Annotated in this window: 27 protein-coding genes; 22 read left to right on the top strand and 5 right to left on the bottom strand. The window is 32.8% G+C overall.

Annotation, left to right across the window (positions count from 1 at the left end; translation table 11 throughout):
• Positions 1-45: 45 nt before the first annotated feature.
• The 5 genes from Q3223_RS17045 to Q3223_RS17025 all read right to left on the bottom strand — a co-directional run bounded on the left by Q3223_RS17045 (position 46) and on the right by Q3223_RS17025 (position 3774).
• Positions 46-216: a hypothetical protein gene (locus tag Q3223_RS17045; protein WP_005932507.1), complete on the bottom strand. Its 171-nt coding sequence runs from the start codon at positions 214-216 to the stop codon at positions 46-48.
• The gene (locus Q3223_RS17040) at positions 209-1999 is read right to left on the bottom strand and encodes a VirD4-like conjugal transfer protein, CD1115 family (RefSeq protein ID WP_302115445.1); all 1791 of its coding nucleotides are present in this window, start codon (positions 1997-1999) and stop codon (positions 209-211) included. The genes Q3223_RS17045 and Q3223_RS17040 overlap by 8 nt, the downstream gene beginning before the upstream one ends.
• Complete coding sequence (locus Q3223_RS17035) at positions 1996-2478, bottom strand: PcfB family protein (protein ID WP_044477106.1); 483 nt, start codon at positions 2476-2478, stop codon at positions 1996-1998. The genes Q3223_RS17040 and Q3223_RS17035 overlap by 4 nt, the downstream gene beginning before the upstream one ends.
• A 93-nt stretch (positions 2479-2571) precedes the next feature.
• Entirely contained in the window at positions 2572-2790 is a 219-nt protein-coding gene (locus Q3223_RS17030) for a DUF5348 domain-containing protein (RefSeq protein WP_004611927.1), read from the bottom strand.
• A gap of 24 nt (positions 2791-2814) precedes the next feature.
• Positions 2815-3774 (bottom strand): DUF6017 domain-containing protein, encoded by a 960-nt coding sequence (locus tag Q3223_RS17025; protein ID WP_302115441.1) that lies wholly within the window; start codon positions 3772-3774, stop codon positions 2815-2817.
• A 320-nt stretch (positions 3775-4094) separates the two neighbouring features.
• Between Q3223_RS17025 and Q3223_RS17020 the strand changes: the two genes are divergently transcribed.
• From Q3223_RS17020 to Q3223_RS16915, 22 genes are all read left to right on the top strand, one after another.
• Positions 4095-4514, top strand: a complete 420-nt coding sequence (locus tag Q3223_RS17020; protein ID WP_407812246.1) for a hypothetical protein — start codon at positions 4095-4097, stop codon at positions 4512-4514.
• A 22-nt stretch (positions 4515-4536) separates the two neighbouring features.
• Positions 4537-5814, top strand: coding sequence for a phage portal protein (locus tag Q3223_RS17015; RefSeq protein ID WP_407812245.1), 1278 nt, complete (start codon positions 4537-4539; stop codon positions 5812-5814).
• On the top strand, positions 5792-6547 hold the full coding sequence (locus Q3223_RS17010; RefSeq protein WP_407812244.1) for a minor capsid protein: 756 nt from the start codon (positions 5792-5794) through the stop codon (positions 6545-6547). The genes Q3223_RS17015 and Q3223_RS17010 overlap by 23 nt, the downstream gene beginning before the upstream one ends.
• 58 nt (positions 6548-6605) lie before the next feature.
• Entirely contained in the window at positions 6606-7208 is a 603-nt protein-coding gene (locus Q3223_RS17005) for a DUF4355 domain-containing protein (RefSeq protein ID WP_021382802.1), read from the top strand.
• A 20-nt stretch (positions 7209-7228) separates the two neighbouring features.
• A complete protein-coding gene (locus Q3223_RS17000; protein ID WP_407812243.1) occupies positions 7229-8152 on the top strand; it encodes a hypothetical protein in 924 nt (307 codons plus the stop codon).
• Between the two features lie 11 nt (positions 8153-8163).
• Entirely contained in the window at positions 8164-8445 is a 282-nt protein-coding gene (locus Q3223_RS16995) for a Rho termination factor N-terminal domain-containing protein (protein ID WP_169470313.1), read from the top strand.
• On the top strand, positions 8438-8809 hold the full coding sequence (locus tag Q3223_RS16990) for a phage head-tail connector protein (RefSeq protein WP_407812242.1): 372 nt from the start codon (positions 8438-8440) through the stop codon (positions 8807-8809). The genes Q3223_RS16995 and Q3223_RS16990 overlap by 8 nt, the downstream gene beginning before the upstream one ends.
• 11 nt (positions 8810-8820) lie before the next feature.
• Positions 8821-9168: a hypothetical protein gene (locus Q3223_RS16985; RefSeq protein WP_021382798.1), complete on the top strand. Its 348-nt coding sequence runs from the start codon at positions 8821-8823 to the stop codon at positions 9166-9168.
• Complete coding sequence (locus Q3223_RS16980; protein WP_223195824.1) at positions 9168-9524, top strand: HK97 gp10 family phage protein; 357 nt, start codon at positions 9168-9170, stop codon at positions 9522-9524. Before Q3223_RS16985 ends, Q3223_RS16980 begins: the two co-directional genes overlap by 1 nt.
• A gap of 8 nt (positions 9525-9532) precedes the next feature.
• The gene (locus tag Q3223_RS16975; protein ID WP_284182716.1) at positions 9533-9982 is read left to right on the top strand and encodes a DUF6838 family protein; all 450 of its coding nucleotides are present in this window, start codon (positions 9533-9535) and stop codon (positions 9980-9982) included.
• Positions 9983-11038, top strand: coding sequence for a phage tail sheath subtilisin-like domain-containing protein (locus Q3223_RS16970; protein ID WP_284182715.1), 1056 nt, complete (start codon positions 9983-9985; stop codon positions 11036-11038).
• Between the two features lie 15 nt (positions 11039-11053).
• A complete protein-coding gene (locus Q3223_RS16965) occupies positions 11054-11494 on the top strand; it encodes a phage tail tube protein (protein WP_021382790.1) in 441 nt (146 codons plus the stop codon).
• Positions 11495-11509: 15 nt separating this feature from the next.
• Positions 11510-11926, top strand: coding sequence for a phage tail assembly chaperone (locus tag Q3223_RS16960; RefSeq protein WP_021382789.1), 417 nt, complete (start codon positions 11510-11512; stop codon positions 11924-11926).
• 26 nt (positions 11927-11952) lie between these two features.
• Positions 11953-12102, top strand: a complete 150-nt coding sequence (locus tag Q3223_RS16955) for a hypothetical protein (RefSeq protein ID WP_284182714.1) — start codon at positions 11953-11955, stop codon at positions 12100-12102.
• A gap of 3 nt (positions 12103-12105) precedes the next feature.
• Entirely contained in the window at positions 12106-15495 is a 3390-nt protein-coding gene (locus tag Q3223_RS16950) for a phage tail tape measure protein (RefSeq protein WP_407812241.1), read from the top strand.
• 10 nt (positions 15496-15505) lie between these two features.
• Positions 15506-16138: a LysM peptidoglycan-binding domain-containing protein gene (locus tag Q3223_RS16945; RefSeq protein WP_284182711.1), complete on the top strand. Its 633-nt coding sequence runs from the start codon at positions 15506-15508 to the stop codon at positions 16136-16138.
• A gap of 239 nt (positions 16139-16377) precedes the next feature.
• Positions 16378-17907 (top strand): NlpC/P60 family protein, encoded by a 1530-nt coding sequence (locus Q3223_RS16940; RefSeq protein WP_407812240.1) that lies wholly within the window; start codon positions 16378-16380, stop codon positions 17905-17907.
• Positions 17908-17921: 14 nt separating this feature from the next.
• Positions 17922-18254, top strand: a complete 333-nt coding sequence (locus tag Q3223_RS16935; protein WP_284182709.1) for a DUF2577 family protein — start codon at positions 17922-17924, stop codon at positions 18252-18254.
• Positions 18247-18681, top strand: a complete 435-nt coding sequence (locus tag Q3223_RS16930; RefSeq protein ID WP_407812239.1) for a DUF2634 domain-containing protein — start codon at positions 18247-18249, stop codon at positions 18679-18681. Before Q3223_RS16935 ends, Q3223_RS16930 begins: the two co-directional genes overlap by 8 nt.
• The gene (locus tag Q3223_RS16925) at positions 18674-19726 is read left to right on the top strand and encodes a baseplate J/gp47 family protein (protein WP_284182707.1); all 1053 of its coding nucleotides are present in this window, start codon (positions 18674-18676) and stop codon (positions 19724-19726) included. Before Q3223_RS16930 ends, Q3223_RS16925 begins: the two co-directional genes overlap by 8 nt.
• 1 nt (position 19727) lies before the next feature.
• The gene (locus tag Q3223_RS16920) at positions 19728-20345 is read left to right on the top strand and encodes a putative phage tail protein (protein ID WP_407812238.1); all 618 of its coding nucleotides are present in this window, start codon (positions 19728-19730) and stop codon (positions 20343-20345) included.
• The coding region (locus Q3223_RS16915) for a phage tail protein (RefSeq protein WP_407812237.1) at positions 20346-21029 on the top strand (684 nt) is incomplete at its 3' end.

Genomic DNA, 21029 nt, shown 5'->3' with positions numbered 1-21029 from the left:
ATTTTCCAGTAGGGGCGCGTATTCTGCATCCACTCATAAATTTTGTTACTGCGTCAATTCCTCCTTTCGTTGCTGCTCATACAGGGCTTCACACCGTTTCACAAACTGCTGGATAGCAGCCTGCCGCTGTCTTTCCTGCCACTCGGCAATGGAGATAAGTCCGTTTATGGCTTCTGTGATTTTCTTATCCTTTTTCTTTCGGATACGTCTATTCATGGTCGGTTTCCTCCTGCAAATCTGCTTCGCTGATTTCGTAGTAGTCAAAGGGTTCGTCCGGCTTTACAAGGGCGGGTCTGCGCCTTAAATGCTTTTCCATATCAAAGGTATTTTTCTTGTCATAATCAGACAGGTATTTGTAGTTGGGGTGCTTTGTAATGTCGTACTTATCAGAGAAGAACGGGCGCACTCCTCTAAGCTGTAAAATACATTTCCCGCCGTCCATAACCGCTATTTCATCTTCCGTCATAAGCTGCTTGCCTAACTTCTGATAGTTCAGCCCATGCGATACCTCCCGCCCCCGGTTCTCGGAAGTATTGAAGCTGTCAATGGTTTCTTTCCCCAAGATTTCCGACATTTCTTTTAAGGTGGTTTTCTCCTTACCACCTAAGAAAAGAGTGGTGTCGCAGTTGCCGACAATGGTATCGGCATTGTCTTTGTATATCGCTTTTAGCTGCGACTGGCTCTGCAAAATGATTGAAGCGGAAATTTCCCGGCTTCGTATGGTGGCTATGAGCTTTTCAAACTTCGGTATCTGCCCGATATTTGCAAACTCGTCTAACAGACAGCGCACATGGACGGGCAGCCGCCCGCCGTATTCATCATCTGCCTTGTCGCAAAGAAGATTGAAAAGCTGCGTATAAAGGATTGAAACCACAAAGTTAAAGGTATCGTCAGTGTCGCTGATGATAACAAACAGGGCGGTCTTGCGGTCGCCTATGGTGTCAAGCTCCATTTCGTCGGTTTCCATAAGGTCGCGCAGCTCTTTAATGTCAAAGGGGGCAAGCCGCGCACCGCAGGAAATGAGGATAGAGCTTCGTGTCTTTCCCGCAGATAACAGGAATTTCTTGTACTGCCGGACGGCAAAGTGTTCCGGGTCTTTTTCCTCCAACCGTTCAAACATGAGGTCAACAGGGGACTGAAATTCCGGGTCGTCCTCGCGTGCTTCACTGGCATTTATCATTTCAAGCAGCGTCGTGAAGTTCTTTTCTTCCTCCGGGGCTTCGTACCAAATGTAGCCGATAAGGGCGCAGTAAAAGAGCCGTTCCGATTTTACCCAAAAATCCTCCCCGGCTTTTTCCCCGTCCCCTTTGGTGTTGGCAATCAGGGTATTTACCAGTTTCAAAATGTCTTTTTCGCTGCGGATATAGGCAAAGGGATTGTATTTCATACTTTTTTTGAAGTTTATCGTGTTCAGCACCTTTATCCGATACCCGCCGCGCTGTAAGAGCTTCCCACACTCGACTAAAACCGTACCTTTCGGGTCGGTTACAACGTAGCTTGAGTGCATTTGCATTAAGTTGGGCTTCACAAAAAATCTCGTCTTGCCGCTGCCGCTTCCCCCGATAACAAGGATATTTTTATTCCTTGCATACTTCGGCTGCTTCGGGCGGCTGTTCATGGTAAGCCGTTCCGTCTGTGTCAGCAGCACGTTATTCTGAAATACCGGGTCGGTGTAGGGCTTTATATCTTCGGCGTTGCCCCAGCGGGCAGAGCCGTATTCCACACCTTTGCGGTATTTCTTCGCGTTCTTGCCTTTTACATAGACAATCAGCCGGATAAGCACCGCGCCGAAAATCCCTATCAGTAAATCCATAGGGGCAAGGCTCGGAAGTGGGGTTGCAAAAGCCATAGAAAAGCCCTCCCCAAGCGACAGCACCTTGCCGGATAGGTCAGCCCCCGGCGCAAGGCGTACCGCCTGTCCGACTTTATCAAAGAGATACACAAAGAGCAGATAGGGAATGTTGGGAAGTAACAGCTTTTTCCAGTTGATAGCGTTCATCTTACAATCCCCCTGTCTTTGTTTTTTACTTTGTCCCGCTGTGCGTTCAGAGCCGCCGCCTTTTCTTTGAGGGAAACAATCAGCTTGCGGATAGAGGGCTTTTGTTCCTGTGTCAGCTTCTTTGCGGAAAACTCCTTGAAAGCTGCGGTCAGTGCGTCTGCGTCCCGTCCCTTGAAAAACACAAGATAGCGGGGCGGGGTTTCGGTGCTGTCTTTCTTTAGGGCAAAATCAATCCCGTATTTTTTCGCCGTACTCTCAAAGGCTTTGATATTGTCCTTTGTGATTTCAATGTTGGAAACGCCCGCGTTCTGCTTCATAAGCTGCTTTAGTGTCTGCTTTCCATGCGGGATTTTCTGTTTGTCATGCTGCTTTTTCATCTGTGCAAGCAGGGCTTTCATAGCCTTTTGGAGCTGCTGCGCGGTCAGTTTCCCGGTCTTGATGTAAAGGGCTATGGTCTTTTCGTTGGTTTCCTCCTGCAATGGGTGTCCTCCTTTCGCTTTCTATGGTGGTATGCCCGCCGTCGGGAAGCGGGGCGGGCATGAAAAAAGAGCGTCCGCTTTCACGCCGCCCTGTTAAATCCGTACCCGCAGCCCGGAAAGGTCTGCCGCCCGAATACCCACAAGATACCAGTTGTCCCCGTACTCCATGCGGGTTGGCTTCCATTTGCCGCGTACAAAAACCTCCATGCAGTCGCCGCAATGCAAGCCCCCGTAATAGTCGTTTACGTCAAAGCGAATGTCGTAGCGGTCAGCGGTTTCATCAAAAATCAAAGCTCCTGTTTTCTGCGTCATAATCAAATCCTCCTTTGGGTTGGTTTACAGGCTTTCGCCCTCGTTGCAAGAATAATAGTCCGGGTCGCCAAACTGCGGCTTCTTCGGTGACAGTGCGCCGCTTGCCATGTCGTGCGCTACAAGGGACGTATAGTAGCTGTTCATAGTGGACGGGGCATTGAAAAGCACCGCCCGCAGGTATTGTTTGATGTTGCGGATTTTGGTGGTGTTCTCGCTCATGCAGGCAAGGACAAATTCAATGTGGCTGCTGTCAAGTTTCATAAACCTTGCCTTGACAAGCCCTGCCGGATAATCGTCCCCGGCGATACGGATAGTTTTTCGTTTAGTGCAGACCGTTTCAAGTATGAGGGTCACAATCTCATTGATGAGGTCTTTATCAAGGCGGTTATCCTGCATGAGTATGTCATACTCGATATTGTCCTTGATAATTTCCTCATAAATATCAAATGCGCTCGGTTCCGTTTCCTTTCGCTTCCGTTCCGGCGGCTGTGCCGCGTCTTCTAAGGGAGAGGGATTTAGGGAACGGAAAGGAATGGAATGGGTACTTGATATATCTGTATTTAATTTTTCTTTTTTTGGTAAGTTAGTTTTTAATAGTTCTTTATTTAATTGCGTTGGATTTTCCAACGTAGGTTTTTCCAATGTTGGATTATCCAATGTTGGTTTTTCCAATGTAGGTAAATCCAACTTAGGCGGCTGCTCATAGATAACATACGTTGTACCGCGTAAGCGTCCTTTCTCATCACGTTCCCTTGAACGCTGTATATATCCGGCATTTTCCAGTTCCCGTACCGCTTCCCGGATAGCGTCAATTTTTTCCCGGTTGATAAGGGACAGTCCTGCAAGGGTGTAGTCCCAATCTTCGGGAAGTGAGAGCATTTGCGACAACAAGCCCTTTGCCTTTAGGGAAAGTTCCTTGTTGCGTAAATGGTGGTTGCTCATAACCGTATAACCTTTGTTCTTTTCCACGCGGAAAACTGCCATAGCTTCGTCACTCCTTTTCGTTGGATTTGTTACGCAGTAGAAACGCGGTTTTGAGGGAAACGGCATCAACCCTTGTCCTTCTCATTTCCGCGCGCTAAGAGCCGCATAAATCAAGGCTTTGTTTGCCCTTACTGCGTAACATGAGGGCATAAAAAAAGCAGCGTTCCTGTTCTCCTGTGTAGGAGTGAGAAACGCCGCCTTATAGGTGGTGCTTATTTTATTTTTTCTTTTCGACGTGCCGCGTAAGGTGGTGCAGCGGTCTATCCGGCAGCCCGCAGGTGTTTTTTGCATATCAAGGCTCAATTCGTTAAAAGTAGTAAATGAGTAGTAAAATCAATCTGCAACCCTGCGAATATGCCTGTAAATCAAGCATTTTTCAAGACAATCAACTAATTTATATAGAAAAAAATACATTTAATGGTGCAGATGCTAATCAATTAGAACTTAAAATAAAAAATGATGATATTCTTTACTACAGAGATATAGAAATCATTAATGAGCACCAAAAGAAAAATAAAGATGATAAAATCTCTACTTTAATACCTGTTTTAAATAAAGGTCAAATGATTTTTGCAGAAGAAGATAAGGAATTTATACAGCAAATCCTTGATTTTACAGGACAAAAGTACTCTCTACATGATGATGCACCAGATATATCAGCAGAATTTATAAATAGGATTTTTAATATTAAAGTAAATGAAAGTATTACACTATTAGATAGAAGAAATTTAGGTCTTTGATTGTATGGAGGTGATGCATTAAGTGAAAATAGATTTAAATTTATTAAGAGAGATATATGATGACTGGAGTTTAAAAAAGCAAGAATACAACACTATGTATAAGTATTATAAAGGTGAAACAGATGCTATTAGTAACTATAAAATGGTTACCAAGAGGTCTAATAATAAGATAAACACTAATTTCTTAAAAAAGTTTATTAATGAAGAAGTTGCTTATTCATTAGCAAACAAAATTACCTATACAAGTAGATTAGGTGATGAGAAGATTATAAATGACTTAGAATACTATACTTGCCATTGGAGTAAAAAGCATGATTCAGAATTATTAAGATACACACTACTATTTGGATTATGCTATGAACTTTACTATGTAAAAAACAATGAAATGAAAGTAAGAATAATAAAACCATCAGATGGATGCCATTATGAGAATGAAGACGGAGAACTTATTTACTTTTTAAGAGAATTCAAAAAAGATTTTAAAGATGATATTTATATAGATGTATATGATAAAGAATACATATATCATTTTGATTCAAATTTTAAAGAAGTAAAAAAGCCTACAGTAAATAATATATTTGATGGCAATGTGCCAATATCAATTTGCAAAAGAAGTGAAGAACTAGGAAAAAATACAATATTTAATGATATAAAAGGGTTACAAGATGCTTATGAAACTAATTTAAGTGATATAAGTAATGAAATTAGTGATTTTAGAAATGCTTATTTAACCTTCTCTGGATGTAATATTAAAGAAGAAGATTTGCCAAGGATGAAAGAACTTGGAATACTTCAAGTTAATGGAGATGGAAAAATAGAGTGGCTTATTAAAGACATGAATGATACATTTGTTCAAAATACACTATCTTCAATAAAAGAAAATATGTATGAAATTACATCTCATATAAATCACAATGAAAAAATGCAAAGTAATACATCAAGTCTAGCAGTTATAGCAAGATTAATCAGTACAGAATGGATTTGTAGCCAAAATAATGATAGTATTGCAGATACTTTATTTAATAGGTACAAATTATTGTACATTTGGCTTAATAAAAAATATGGTTTTGACTATGATTATAAAGATATTAAGGCTAAATTTACCCCTAAGATACCACGTGATGATTTAGTTGTAGCAAATATATTAAGTCAACTTGGAGATAAATTATCTACTGAAACCGGATTATCTCAACTAAGTTTTATTGATAATCCTCATGCAGAAATGGAAAAGGCTAAAAAAGAACAGGAAATAGTTTCAGAGGGAGAGATTTTATTAGATGAATCAAAAGATTATAACTAAATTGACTGAAGATATATATAAATCTGCTGAAAATAGGACAAAACCATTTTATAAGTATCAAAGAGAAAACAGAGATAAACTTCTACTAGAAATAGCAAAGATATTGCTAATACATGATATTATCAATGAATATTTAAATATTAATAATAAAGATAAGAAAAATCTAAGGTCAAAACTTAATAAAATTATAAATGAGTATTCTAACAACTATGATGAAGAAGTCAAGGATATAGAAACTATTTTATCTGATTCATCTAAGAATAAATATTCAAATTTGATAATTTTATTGGGAGTAATACTGAAGATAGAAGATATGAACAATAAAGTTATAAATAAGATAGTGAATAATAAGGTTGATGGAAAACATTGGAGTGACAGGCTTTGGAAGAATAAAAAAGGTATAGAAGAGTCATTAAAAAAAGAAATAAAGAGTTTTCTAAATGGAAAAACTTCTGTAAATAAAATAGAGAAAATAATAAGAGATAAATATTCAATTGGAGCAAGTCAAACAAGAAGGTTAGTAGAATCTGAAGTATCTAGATGCCAAAATGAAGTGAATGAGTACTTCTTTAAAACCCAAGGTATTATAAAAGTAATGTACTGTGCTGATTTAGATTCTAGAACATGTAATGATTGTAGTATGTATAATGGCCTAACCTTTTATGTAAATGAATCAAGACCTTCATTACCACAGCATTGTTATTGTAGATGTGAATATATACCTATTCTTTAGCACATATTGATTTGATATGTGTATTTGTTATGTTTAAATTTATAAAAAGGAGAAAATTATGAAGAAAAAAGAAATGATAGAACTACTGCAAAATATAGAAGAGGAATCAGAAATAGATTCATTATTGGAAAATGTAGATTTATTTAAATTAAAAGATAAAAAAGAACTTACATTAGATGATTTTAAGGCTTTGATTTTAAATGATACTAATTTTAAATCTTTTATGGATAGCGAAAAAAATAAATATCATAGTGAAGCACTTGAAAACTTTAAGAAAAAAGATATGCAAACACTTATAAACGCTGAAGTTCTAAAAAGGACTTCTACAAATGAAACAGAGGAACAAAAGGCTATAAGGGAACTAAATGAAAAATTGGATAGATTAGAAAAAGAAAAAAGACATACAGAAATGATTTCTAAATATAAGGATATTTTAGTTGAAAAGAAAATACCTACAAACTTAATTGAATATCTACTATCTGATGATGATGAAAAAACAAATGCAAATATAGATATCTTTGAAAACTCAATGAAAAAATATATTCAATCTAGAGTAGATGAAAGGATTAAAGATGGTTCATATACACCACCTGGAAAAGAAGGCGATAATGAACTATCAGAGGTTAGAAAGCAGATAAAACAAGGTTTAAATAGTTTCTAAAAAAGAGGAGGATTTTATAAATGGCTAATGTATTACAATATGTAACGCTTTTTCAACAAGAATTAGATTCACAAATAGTGGTAGGTTCAACTACTGGATGGATGGAAAGAAACTCTGGTCAAGTTATATATGATGGAGGTAGAGAAGTAAAGATTCCTAAGGTATCTATGGATGGTTTAGGAGATTATGATAGATCTAAAGGATATGCTCCAGGAGCAATAACACTTGAGTATGAAACTAGAAGAATGGAAATGGATAGAAGTAGAGAGTTTATGCTTGATTCAATGGATGTAAATGAAACAAACTTTGTTGTAAATGCCTCTTCTGTAATGGGATTATTTCAAAAGCAACATGTTATACCAGAAATAGATGCATACAGATACTCAAAGATATTTTCAGAAGTTTCTAAGGTTGATGAACGTGTAAAATACTCTTATGAAGCATCTACTGCAAATGTATTAAGTGAAATTAAAGATCAGATTGCATCAATTCAAGATCTAGTAGGAGATATTCCTCTTATTATCAGTATGTCTAGTATAGTTGCAAATATATTAGAACAATCTACTCAACTTGATGATATTGAATTTGGAGATGGAGACATAAAAAGAATTGTAAAATCTATAGATAATGTACCTATAATAAAAGTTCCATCAAAAAGAATGAAAACAGAATATATATTCATGGATGGGAAAACATCTGGTCAGACAGCAGGAGGTTTTAAGGAAGGACCAAAAGCACTAGATATAAACTGGTTAATAACTCCATCATCTGCTCCAATTGCAATATCTAAGACAGATAAACCAAGAATATTCACTCCAGATCAAAATCAATCAGCTGATGCCTATAAAATAGATTATAGAAAGTATCATGATTTATGGCTATTAGATGAACCAATAAAACTTTGTAGAGCATGTGTAAAACAAGCAAAGGCTACTCAAGAGTAGAGGTGAAATAAATGTTTGTATTAAAAAAAGATAACGTTATTAGACTTGCTAATAATGAATATGAAAGTAATAATTTAGTATCAAAGGGATTTAAAATATATTTAGAAGAAGTGACTAAAGAGAATATTGATAAAAAAGAGGAAAAAATCGAAAAAGTTAAATCAATCTCTAATGATTTGTTTAATCTATCTAAACCAGAACTTATGGAAATTGCTAAAGGTAAAAATATAAAGGGATATTCAACTAAAACTAAAGAAGAATTAATCCAATTACTAGATGAGTACAATGCTTGATAGTATTAAGTTAATTTTAGGAATAGAAAATGATAGATATGATAAATTAATAATCCTTTATATAAATAAAATAAGTGAAATGGTTTTAGAATATTGTTCTAGACAGGAATTAAGTATAGCACTAGAAGGGTTTGTGGAAGAAAAAGTAATATCAATATTATCTTCAAGATTTGAGGAACTTAAGAAAAACAGTGGACTTGATAATCTAGAAAAAAACTTAAAAGCTATAACTAGAGGTGATACAAAAATAGAATATAATACTTTAACATTGCAAACTGCTGAAAATAGTATGAGTTCATCATCTTTTTTAACTGATGCTGATAAAAAATTTCTAAGTCCATTTTGTCTTGTTAATATGTACTAAGGGGTGATTAAGTGACAGAAGCAGATATATTAGAAATGACCTATCTTGATAAAATGACTATTATCAGAAAGTCAAAAGGTTGGAATCAAGAAACATGTTCTAATGATTTTAGTAATATTATTATAGCTGAAGATATCCCATGTGCAATTTCAAGAAAAGAAGAAGCTATTGTAAATGGTGATATTGGAGCTATAGTCATAAATAGAAAGTTATTTTGCAGACCAGAAGTGGATATAAAAACAGGCGACACTATAAATGCAACCTATAGTCATGGAGAAGAAGCTATATTTAAGGTTTCTAAGGCAAATATATATCCAAGCCATATGGAAATACCTATTACAGAAGCGGAGAGAATATAATGGGAATAGATAATTTAGGAGTTTTTGAAGCATTAGCCTTAGATTTAAAGTTAAATGCATCAAATTTCAATAGAAAAATCAAGAAGTTTACAAAAGAAACTGGGCAAGAACTAGCAGAAAATATAAGAGATGAAACTCCTGTAAAGACTGAAAAGTTAAAAAATGGATGGGAAGAAAATCAGCCTGAATATGATACTTATATTGTTGAAGATAAGGTTGAATATGCCACACTCGTAAATGATGGCCATGCAACTAAAAATGGTGGAGTTGTTCCTGGTGTATTCATGGTTGAAAAGGGAATTGAAAAAACAAAAGAAAATATGACAAGCGCAAAAGCAAATTTATTTGATTGGTAGGTGATTAGTTGCTTACAAACAGAGATATTATAATAGCAGTTAATGAAAGAATAGAAAATGAGTTTAGAGATACAGATATTTTTATTAATGAGGATAATATACAAGGCTTTGAGGAGGCTTGTTTTTTTGTGCAACTTTTACCTGTTTCTAATAATATTGCAAATAAAGTTTTAGATACTAAAAAGATATTCATAGATGTTGAATATTATCAAAAGGCTAGAAAAAATAAATTAAATTTATATGATATACAAAGTAGATTAGAAAAAATATTTAACAGAAACATTAGAGTTAAAGATAGAAGTTTAACTATAGAAAATATATCTCCATCAATTGTAAAAGATTCTGTAGGTTATAAATTAACTTTCCTAATTACTGTATCTTATTTTGAAGAGATTTACTTTAGTAAAGAAACATATGAAACTATGGAAAGTGTAGATTTAAAGATAGGAAGTGATTAAATGGGTTTACCAGAAATTAATATATCCTTTATTCAAGCTGGAAAAACTTTTGTTAAACGTTCTGGTGGTATTGTAGCACTTATTTTAAAAGATACAAAGAATACAGGATTGATTGAAATACAGGAAATAGAAGATATTCCAAATGGCTATTCTGCTGACAATTTAAACTATATAAAGATGGCAATGAGAGGAAATATATATCCTCCAAATAAGATATTAGTCTACGCATTAGATGTAGATGAATCAATAGATGATGCTCTAGACTTTCTTGAAACTTGTGAATTTAATTACCTTTGTATGCCAGAGGAGACAGAGCAAGAATTACCTAAAATCAAAGCATGGATTAATAAGATGAGAGAAGATAATAAAATAAAGGTTAAGGCTATAACTGCAAATAATGTAGCAGATTATGAAGGTATAATAAACTTTACAACAACTGATATTGAAATTGATGGTAAGAAATATACTTCAAATGAATTTCTGCCAAGAATAGCAGGTTTTATTGCAGGAACTCCATCAACTCAATCTGTAACATATGCAGAAATACCAGAAGTTACTAATATACCTAAGTTAACAAGAACTGAAGCAAATACAAGGATAAATAATGGAGAGCTAATTTTAATAAAAGAAAGTGGAGCTATAGTGATCGCTAGAGGAGTTACATCTTTTACAACAATTACTGATTCAAAAGGTGATATATTCAAAAAGATTAAGTTGGTTGATACACTAGATCAAATTCATAACGATATTAAAAAAATAATTGTAAAAAATTATATAGGAAAAACACCAAACACTTATGATAATAAGTGTTTACTTATTGTTGCAATACAATTATATCTTCAAGAATTAGAAAAAGATGGTTTAATTGACCCAGGTTCAACAATAGAAATTAATTTAGATGCTCAGAGAGCATGGTTAAAAGAAAATCATATTGATGTATCTAATATGGAGGAACAACAAATAAAAGAATGTAACACTGATACAATTGTATTTTTAAAAGCAAAAATTAAATTAATAGATGCTATGGAAGATGTGTATTTAGACATCTCTATGTAGTTTGGAGGTTAAAATTTGAAAGCTAAAATAGACCCAAGTAGAATAATATCTGGTACATTTGGAGAATGTTGGCTAGATGGGAGACAATTAACATCTGTAAAAGGGTTAGAAGCAAAAGTTGAATTAGAAAAAGAAGAAATTAAAGTTTGTGGGCAGTTAATGGTTGGACAAAAACTTATTGGAGCATCTGGAAAGGGCTCTATAACCTTATTTAAAGTGAGCTCTTTATTTGGAGAATATGTTGAAAGTATGCTAAACGAAGGAAAAGCATTCAAATTTACTGTAATAAGTAAGTTACAAGATCCAGATTCCTATGGAGCTGAAAGAGTTGCACTTTATGGTTGCATGCTTGATGATTTAACTTTAGCAGACTGGGAAGCAGGAAAACCAGGAGAAATAGAAGTTCCATTTACTTTTGAAGGCTTTAAATACTTAGATAAAATTACAGAAAAATAGGAGGATTTTTATTATATGAACACAGTTGAAAAATTATTAAATATGGATGCAGGTAAATTAAAACTGCCATCTAGTATATATGAACTATATTGCAAAAAATTAGATGATACCTTAGAGATTGAATGTAATGCTATTGATCCAGAACGTTTTGATGAGATAAGAATGAATTCATTGGACGTAGATAGTGGTAATTTAGAAAATGTTAATGTCTATGAACTTAAAGTTAACACAATACTTGAGGCATGTCCTATTTTTAGAAATATGGAAGTTGTAGAAAATATGGGCTTGGCAACCCCTAAGGATCTTATAAAAAAATTACTCTTAGCTGGAGAAATTGATAATCTATATGAGGAAGTTAATAAAGTAAATGGCATAGATGCTGAGGGAGATAAAAAAAGACAGAAGGAAAAAAATAAAGAAATAAAAAACTAATTAAAACGGATGGAGAAGTTAACTTAATGTACTTATTATTTAAGTATAAAGGTATAATGCCATCCGTTTCTTATCGTATGCTAAAAGGTGAAAAAGAAATTGTTAGTGTTTTTATAGATCAAGAGTTGGATGAAAAAAGAGAAGAAATAAAATCTGGTGCCAGGAGGTCATTTTAATCTATGAGTTCTAGTACAAAAGTTTTACAAGCAGTAATAAAAATGAGAGATGAAGCAAGTTCAACTTTAAGAAGAGTAGCAGCTAATACTAGAGCTTTGCATGATTCATCCTCTCAAGCATCAAGAGCATTAAATAATGTCCAGAACAATTTAAAAAGCGTTGGCACAAGTGCATTAAAAGCAGGAGGACTTATAACTGCTGGAGTTGGTGGGGCATTTGCTGCTGCAACAAAAGTTGGAACAGAATTTGAAAGTGCTATGTCTCAAGTTAAGGCCACATTTGGAAATTCCTTAAAGCCAGGAGACTTTGAAGCTATGTCTAAGGCTGCTAGAGATGCTGGAAAAGCTACAACTAAAACTGCTGCTGACTCTGCTAATGCACTTCAATATATGGGACTTGCTGGATGGGATGTTCAAAAATCAATGCATGCCTTAATGCCAGTGCTTAACTTATCAGAAGCAGCATCTATGGACCTTGGTTTAGCATCTGATTTAGTAACTGATAGTATGAGTTCTATGTGTTTAGAAGTTGATAAGGTCAGTAAAAGTGGAAAAGTACTAGCTGGTGCTGGATTAAGTGAGTACTTAGATAAAGTTGCAAATGCATCTACTAAATCAAATACAAACATACAACAGTTAATGGAAGCATTTAATGTTGCAGGTGGTACATTTAGTAACTTAAAAGTTCCATTATCTGAAGCAACTGCCATTATGGGAATACTTGCAAATAGAGGAGTTAAAGGTACAGATGCAGGCCATGCTTTAAACTCAATCATGATAAACCTTACAACAGGTGCAGGCCAAGCAGGTAAAGCAATGAAAAAACTTGGAGTAAGTGCATTTGATAATCAGGGTAAATTTAAAGGTATGTCAAATGTACTTAAAGAAGTTGCAAATAAAACAAAAGATATGACTGATAAACAGAAAAATTATTACTTGGCCGCTATAGGTGGAAAAACTCAATTAAAAACGTTACAAAAGTTACTTGATGGAGTTGGAAATGAGTATGATAGCTTAAAGAAAAAGATAGATAACTCAAAAGGTGCATTAAAAACAATGTCTGATGTAATGAAGGACAATACTAAAGGTGGACTTGCGACCTTAAAATCAGCCCTCGAAGAAACCGGAATTACTATTTACTATCAACTAAAGCCAGCAATAGCATCTGTTGTTGATAATTTAACTAAAATGACGGTTTGGTTCAATAACTTAAGTGAACCAATAAAAAGAGTTATAACCAATGTAATGCTTTCAGTTGGAGCATTTGGTGTACTTTTATTAACTATAGGAGCAGTATCTTTAATTGTTTCAAAGGCTATAGGAGTATTTAGTTTCTTTGTTCCAATAATACTAAAAGCAAAAGTTGCTTTCAGGGCTTTTGTAATCGGGATGAAGCCATTAAGTGCAGTATTTTTGGCTATAATGGGTCCTATAGGATGGACTATAACAGCTATAATTGCATTGTCAGTAGCATTTACTGTTGCTTATGCTAAGTCTGAAGTCTTTAGAAATAAAGTTAATTCATTAGTAAAATCATTTGTAGAATTTGCAAAACCTATAGTAAGTTTTTGTATGCCTGCACTTAAACAATTAGGTGAAAAATTTAAAGAATTATTATCTTCACTTGGGCCATTATTTGCATCTATATTAAATTTAGGTAGTGTGATAATGAAGGTGTTAGGACCTGTCTTAATTGGCGTAATAGGATTTCATATAGCAAAATTAGTTTTAATTTTATCTACTTTGGCAACGGCATTTAGAGCTGTTGTAGATACTATAACTAATGTATTAAATGGTCTAGCATCTATTTTAAGTGGTATTTTTGATTTAATTATAGGTATTGTCACAGGTGATAGTAAAAAAATGATGGATGGAGTTAAGCAAATATTTGATGGAGGAGCTAAAATTATAAAATCAATTTGGAAAGGTCTCATAGATTTTATAACTGCTCCAATAGAAGCAGTAGCTGATATTGTAGATAGTTTATTTAAGGATAAAGCGAAATGGCTTACAGATAAATGGAGAGATTTAAGAACCTTCTTAGAAAATCCAATTGAAGCAACCGCAAAGATATCTACTAAAACAAATGTGAATATACCTGGAAGTAAAGCAGCAGATGCGGCTGGAAAATCTACACCAAATACAGGTGGATTAAAACAAACAATGGAAAATTTAAAAGGTTCATTTAGTGATTTTAAAACTTTTATTAAACCTATGACAGATTCTATAAGTCAAGGAGTTGAATCTGGAAAAACTAAATTTACAGAACTGCAAAATAAGATATTAAATGATGTTAAACCTGCACTAAAGGTTCTAGAGGATTCTGGAGTAAGTTTTAAGAATAAATTCAAAGAATCAATAACTTCAATAAAAGATAAATTTAATGAGTTAAAGGATATATTAGTAGGAAATATCAAGACAAATATAGATAATCTAGTAAAAGCATTTGAACCTTTAAAGCCACACTTAGATAATTTAAAAGAATGTTTTGATAAGGTTAAACAAGCGATTACTGATTTTTTTACTCCAGCTAAACAAGTTGGAGATACAGTAGACCAGGTAAGCCAACCAATGGACAATATGAAAAAGTCTACTGATGGCATAAAATTAGCATTTCAAAACTTAGGTCAAGCACTTGCACCTGTTAAAGCTTGGTTTCAAGGATTTTTGCCTTTCCTATCACAAATAGGGCAACAATTATTACCAGCTATAGGAATAGCAATAGCTGGTGTTGTTGGTGGAATAATTTTAACATTTATATGGTTTTTAAATACATTAACAGCAATAATAACAACTGTTTCTGGAATTATAAACGGAATCATATCTTTTATATCTGGAATTATAAATGTTGTAATGGGACTTATAACAGGAAATGCTGACCAGACAATGGATGGTCTTAAACAAATATTTGATGGCGGAGTAGGTATAGTTAAATCTATATGGAATGGTTTAGTCGATTTAGTTAGCGGAATACTGGAACCTGTAATAGATCTTGCTGATTCATTTTTTAAAGATAAAGTTAAAGGAGTAAAGGAAACTTGGAATAAGCTTAAAGATTTCTTTAAACATCCAATTAAAGGAACTATAGAAATATTTAAAAAAGGTCCTAGTCTACAAGTTGGAAAAGGAGCAGATGCTGCTGGAACTAACACAAGAGGAGCATTTGGTATAAATAGAATTCCTAGAAATGATTATCTAATTAGAGCACATGAAGGAGAAAAACTTTTAACTAAACAAGAGGCCAATCAATATAAGAGAAATAGCTCAAATGGAAGTTTATTTCTTGATAAGTTAGCAGATACAATAATTGTAAGAGAAGAAGCAGACATAGATAAAATTGTAAAAAAACTAAACAAAAAAATATCTCTTGCAAATGCTGGAGGAGTTCTTTAGGAGGTATCTAATGGAAATATGGTTAAGACAAGCAGATAATGCATTTAGATTCCCTATTCTACCACCTTCTTTTGAAATAAATGGAAATGCAACAATAAATACATCTAACATATTAAACATAGGAGATGTTGCAGTATTTGGAGGGCTAGGACTTAAGAGTATAGAAATAGCATCATTTTTTCCTAACCAAGAATACAGTTTCTGTAATTATAATGGATTCCCAAAACCTTATGATTGTGTAAATTTGATACAAGGTTGGATGAAAGAGGGATTTATATTGAGATTTATAATTACAGAAACTAATATAAACTTTGAATGTATCATAGCAGATTTTAATTACAAAGAACAAGATTGTTCAAGAGATGTTTATTTTACCTTAAGTTTAAAAGAATATAGAAGAATAAAAATATCTAAGGTCAATGCTAAGGATGGCGATTTATCTTCTAGTATTGACCTACCCATTACAAAAGGATTTGAGACTAAACAAAAAACTCACAAGGTCATTGAAGGAGATACTCTTTTTAAGATAGCTAAGAAATATTATGGAAATGGTGACCTTTGGCAGAAAATTTACGAAGCCAATAAGGATACAATTAAAAGCCCAAACATAATACAAAATGGATGGATTTTAATAATTCCATAAAAGGATGGTGATTTATAATTAATAAAATCAAAATACAAGTTCATATAAAAAACGGAAATATATATAATATAACTGATTTAGTAGACAAATGTACCTGGTCTGGAGATTATAGATCACCATCAAGAACACTTGAATTTTCTATAATTCAATCAGCATCTGATATTAACTTTAGGCAAATAGATATTCCAGTAGCAAGTACAATTTGTTTCTATGTAGATGATAAAGAGATATTTAGAGGTATGATAATAGACAGATCTCTTGATTCAAGTAATAACAGTATTGATTTTACTGCAAAAGATATGGGTTTTTTACTTTTACAAAGTGAGGTTTCATATAATTTTAAAGATAAATTAGTTGAAGATATTGCTAAACAAGTTTTTGCAGATAATAAACTCCCACTAGGTAATTTACCTAAGACTAATGTTAAATACACTAAGATGTTTATTGGTGTAAATGGATATGACACTATAATGAGTGTTTATACAGAAGCAAGTAAAACAACTAAAAAAAAGTATATGATAGAGTCTAATCTTGATAAGTTTAATGTTATTGAAAAGGGTGTAGTTACTTTAAACATAACCTTTGAAGAAGGTTTTAATCTTATTAATACAACCTTTTCAGAAAGCATGGAGAATGTTAAAAATAAAGTACTGGTTGTTGATCAGTATGGTAACAAGATTAATGAAAAAATAAATGATTCTATATTCAAAAATGTTGGAGTAATTATGCAAAAGGTAATACAACAACAAGAAAATGACACTGTAGATATAGATAGTGAGTTTAAAGATATAGAAAGAACTTGCTCTTTAAAAGGATATGGTGATATAAGCTGTATAACTGGTAGAGGTGTAAAAGTAAAAGATTCATATACAAAATTAATAGGACTTTTTTATATAGATACAGATAAACATATTTGGCAAAATGGAGATTATCAGATTGAACTTGAACTTAACTTTCAAAATATTATGGATGAAAAATCTGCTGGTCAAGATGAACAAAAAGAAGATAGCAGTTCAGATTATACTGGAGGTACAGAGTTTCCTGCTGAATTTACTGCTTATTGTCCTAGAAAATCTGAAGGTGGAGATACAGATTGTAGAAAGAAAAAATTAGACCCTTCTAAAAAAACATGTGCCGCCCCTATGGTTGGTGCTTTCAAACAGTCCTACTATACAAAAGATTTCTTAGATAAATATCCATTATTAAAATATGGTGATGAAATACAGTTAGTTACAGGAGTTTCAAATCGAGATGGAACATACAAAGTAAATGATGTTGGCTCTGCAATAATTATAGAAAAGGATGGAACATATCATATAGACATTTTATTTGGAAATGTGGAAGATATGATGGCTTTTGGAAGAAGAAAAGGAAAAATAGTAATAGGTGGTTATGCTGGGAACATGACAGAAAGAGCAAAAGCAGTAATAGCAGAGGCAAAAAAACATCTAGGAAAACCATACAAATGGGGTGGCAATGGACCAAGTAACTTTGACTGTTCTGGACTTATGGTATATTGCTTTAAAAAAGTTAATATTAATTTACCAAGAACATCTAGTCAACAATCTAAAGTTGGTAAAAAAGTAGAGCAAAGTAATTTGCAAGCAGGAGACTTAGTATTTTTCCATAATCCAGTTAGTCATGTTGGTTTATATATAGGTAATGGAGAATTTCTACATGCCCTACAAACAGGTGATGTAGTTAAAATAAGCAAAACAAGCAGTAGTTATTACACTAAAAACTTTTCTACAGCTCGAAGAGTTTTATAAAAAGAGGTGATATAATGGCAAATCCAATCAATGAATTTATTAAAATAATGAGAGAAGAAGGTAAATTTCATAATGAACCTTCTTTTTTTATTGGTAAAGTTAAAGATAAATTACCAGATTTAAAAATAGAGATAAATAATCTTTTATTGGAAAAAGAAAATCTTTTAATAGATAGCTGGATACTTAATAGCCAGATAGAAACATTTGAAACAGAAATAAATCAAGAACACAAACATAATATAAAAAACCCTTTTACTAATAATCTTGAAACTGGAGATATGGTAATAATGTTTAAAATAGGTGAAAAATTTGCTGTTGTAAGTAAATTGGTGAGTCTAGATGAATAATACTATATTCCCTTTCATGGGTGTTCCAGAGGATTATACTTCTCCATCCAATGAGGAATTACCTATTTTTAAAGAATTTGCTTGGGATTTTGAAAAAGATGAAAAGATAATTGAAAATGGAGACTTTAAAGTAGTTGAAAGAAATGAAGCAATCAAGGTATGGATTTATAAAACAATAAGGACAGATAAGTATGTTCATTTAATATATGAGTGGGATTATGGAACAGATATAAAAAATTTAATTGGACAAAAGTATACTAAAGGTCTTTCCGAAAGCGAAGCAAAAAGGTATATACAAGAAGCCTTATTAACTAATCCATATATATTAGAAGTTAATGTAACAAATACAGAATTTAAAGATGATAATTTATCTATAAGTTTAAATGTAAAAACAATTTATGGAGAGGAGGAGATTGCTTTTGTATAATAGTCAAACATTTAGCACCTTAAATAATAGAACATTAAATAACATAGACCTCCCTCTTTACAAAGGTCAGGGATCTTCTCTTTATAATATAGTTTCTCCAATAAATTCAGAACTCGCACAGTTATATATAGAACTTTCTTATATACATAAGAGAGTTTTTATTCAAGATAATTTTGACGATTTTCTCGATAGAAGAGTCAATGAATTTGGCGTATATAGAAAGTTAGGCACAGAGGCAATAGGTGAGGTAACATTTGAAGGCAAAGTCGGAACTCAAATACCAAACGGAACAATAGTATCTCATAGTGATTTACTATTTGTAGTTATTAAAGACATTACAATAGATGAAGATAGTAAGTTAAATGTAAGCCCTATACAGGCTTTAGAGGTTGGTATTAAGTATAACTTATCATCTAACACAGAATTTAAACTTATAGAAGAAATAAATGGAGTAACTAAAATTTATAACGAACTGGACCTAAAGGGTGGAACAGAAATAGAAACAGATGAAGAGTTAAAAGAAAGGTTCTATAGAATACAGAAAAATCAAGCCACAAGTGGCAATAAAGCTCATTATGAGGCTTGGGCTTTAGAAGTTGAAGGAGTTTATAATGCTAAAGTAATTCCTAGATGGAATGGTCCAGGTACAATCAAGATTTTACTTTATGGTCAAAATAATCAATCTGTGGATAATGAAATTTTACAAAGATGTACTGAATATATAGAAGAAGAAAAACCAATCGGACCTACCGTTACAATTGTTACCCCTAGCATTTTTGATGTTAGCATTAGTGCTACTCTAGCACTTGAAAGTGGATATGATATTGAATCTATAAAGGTTATGTTTTTAGATATTATAAATTCTTATTTAATTGAAAATTCAAGAGAGATTGTTTATATAAAAGTAATGAGTTTATTAGCAAGTATAGAAGGAGTGCATGATATAAAAAATCTACTTATCAATGAAGATATTAAAAACATAATAGTTGATGAAGAAAAAGTTCCTGCTGTTTCAAATGTTACATTTAATATCGAGGTGAGTTAAATTGAAGTTAATTGATTACTTGCCAAATTTTGCAAACAATGAAATTGACATACAAATTCAAGATGCGCTTGAAAATGAACTTCTAACATTACTTGATGAAAAGAATGATTTATTAGATCAGTTTTTTATAGATACAGCAACTTGGGGACTTGATGATTGGGAAAATCTGTTAAAAATAAAAACAAATTCTAAGTTGGATTTTGATACTAGAAGAAGTAATATAAAAGCTAAATTAAGAGGTAAGGGTACAACTACAATAGAAGTTATAAAGGCAATCTCAGAGGCTTACACAAAAACCAATGTTGATGTAGAAGTATTTAGCAATCTATTTAGTTTTACACTTAGTTTTATAACAAATAATTGTAGTTATAATACCATATTAGAGTTAGATAAGAAAATAGAAGAGATAAAACCATGTCATCTTGAACATAAATTTGAGATGATTTTATTCAATAAAAATGACATGTTTGCAGGTTCTACAATGAATACAGGAGAAACAGTTACAATATACCCATATGCACCAACAAACTTTGAAAGCTTTGGAGAATTAACTATAGCTACAGGTAATGATAGGAGTATGGAAAAAGTAACTTTATACCCAAAACAGGAGGTGATATAATTGGCAGAACAAAAATATTATACCCTTTTAACAAAGATAGGTAAGGCATCTATTGCAAATGCTACCGCACTTGGTAATAAAGTAGATTTAGTTAAATTACAACTTGGTGATGGAGCAGGAGCAGAATATAATCCAACAGAAGAACAGACAACACTTAAAAAAATAGTTTGGGAAGGTTCTGTAAACAATGTAAAAGTAGATGAAGAAAATCCAAACTGGATAGTAATAGAAACTGTAATACCAGGTAGCGTTGGTGGATTTATGATAAGGGAAGTAGGTATATTTGACTCGTTAAATCAATTAATTGCAGTATCTAAATATCCTGAAACATATAAACCAACTGCTGATTCGGGAAGTGTAAAAGATTTAGTTATAAAAATTATTTTAGTAGTATCTAATACTTCAAGTGTAAATTTAAAAGTAGACCCAACCGTTATTTTAGCGACTTTAAAAGACATACAAGAGTTAGACACTAAAATTGATACAACTAAAACAGAGTTAACAAGCAACATAGAAACTACTAAGACAGAGTTAAACAATAAAATAGGAGATACAACACTACTTGAAACAACAGATAAAACAAATATAGTTAGTGCATTAAATGAGGTAAAAACTAGTGTAGATAGTATAGAAACAACAGCAGAGAAAACAAGTATAAAAGATACAGATAATTTATTTGAAAGC

This window comes from Clostridioides sp. GD02367 (assembly GCF_045900275.1).
In the GTDB taxonomy this organism is placed as follows: Bacteria; Bacillota; Clostridia; order Peptostreptococcales; family Peptostreptococcaceae; genus Clostridioides; species Clostridioides difficile_A.
This window is presented reverse-complemented; position numbering and strand designations above follow the sequence as displayed.

What these genes read in the sequence shown, in the direction of transcription:
- Q3223_RS17045 (WP_005932507.1), bottom strand. Translation starts at nt 216, where the DNA reads ATGAATAGACGTATCCGAAAGAAAAAGGATAAGAAAATCACAGAAGCC.
- Q3223_RS17040 (WP_302115445.1), bottom strand. Translation starts at nt 1,999, where the DNA reads ATGAACGCTATCAACTGGAAAAAGCTGTTACTTCCCAACATTCCCTAT.
- Q3223_RS17030 (WP_004611927.1), bottom strand. Translation starts at nt 2,790, where the DNA reads ATGACGCAGAAAACAGGAGCTTTGATTTTTGATGAAACCGCTGACCGC.
- Q3223_RS17025 (WP_302115441.1), bottom strand. Translation starts at nt 3,774, where the DNA reads ATGGCAGTTTTCCGCGTGGAAAAGAACAAAGGTTATACGGTTATGAGC.
- Q3223_RS17020 (WP_407812246.1), top strand. Translation starts at nt 4,095, where the DNA reads ATGAGTAGTAAAATCAATCTGCAACCCTGCGAATATGCCTGTAAATCA.
- Q3223_RS17010 (WP_407812244.1), top strand. Translation starts at nt 5,792, where the DNA reads ATGAATCAAAAGATTATAACTAAATTGACTGAAGATATATATAAATCT.
- Q3223_RS17005 (WP_021382802.1), top strand. Translation starts at nt 6,606, where the DNA reads ATGAAGAAAAAAGAAATGATAGAACTACTGCAAAATATAGAAGAGGAA.
- Q3223_RS17000 (WP_407812243.1), top strand. Translation starts at nt 7,229, where the DNA reads ATGGCTAATGTATTACAATATGTAACGCTTTTTCAACAAGAATTAGAT.
- Q3223_RS16995 (WP_169470313.1), top strand. Translation starts at nt 8,164, where the DNA reads ATGTTTGTATTAAAAAAAGATAACGTTATTAGACTTGCTAATAATGAA.
- Q3223_RS16990 (WP_407812242.1), top strand. Translation starts at nt 8,438, where the DNA reads ATGCTTGATAGTATTAAGTTAATTTTAGGAATAGAAAATGATAGATAT.
- Q3223_RS16980 (WP_223195824.1), top strand. Translation starts at nt 9,168, where the DNA reads ATGGGAATAGATAATTTAGGAGTTTTTGAAGCATTAGCCTTAGATTTA.
- Q3223_RS16970 (WP_284182715.1), top strand. Translation starts at nt 9,983, where the DNA reads ATGGGTTTACCAGAAATTAATATATCCTTTATTCAAGCTGGAAAAACT.
- Q3223_RS16960 (WP_021382789.1), top strand. Translation starts at nt 11,510, where the DNA reads ATGAACACAGTTGAAAAATTATTAAATATGGATGCAGGTAAATTAAAA.
- Q3223_RS16955 (WP_284182714.1), top strand. Translation starts at nt 11,953, where the DNA reads ATGTACTTATTATTTAAGTATAAAGGTATAATGCCATCCGTTTCTTAT.
- Q3223_RS16950 (WP_407812241.1), top strand. Translation starts at nt 12,106, where the DNA reads ATGAGTTCTAGTACAAAAGTTTTACAAGCAGTAATAAAAATGAGAGAT.
- Q3223_RS16945 (WP_284182711.1), top strand. Translation starts at nt 15,506, where the DNA reads ATGGAAATATGGTTAAGACAAGCAGATAATGCATTTAGATTCCCTATT.
- Q3223_RS16940 (WP_407812240.1), top strand. Translation starts at nt 16,378, where the DNA reads ATGATAATAGACAGATCTCTTGATTCAAGTAATAACAGTATTGATTTT.
- Q3223_RS16935 (WP_284182709.1), top strand. Translation starts at nt 17,922, where the DNA reads ATGGCAAATCCAATCAATGAATTTATTAAAATAATGAGAGAAGAAGGT.
- Q3223_RS16930 (WP_407812239.1), top strand. Translation starts at nt 18,247, where the DNA reads ATGAATAATACTATATTCCCTTTCATGGGTGTTCCAGAGGATTATACT.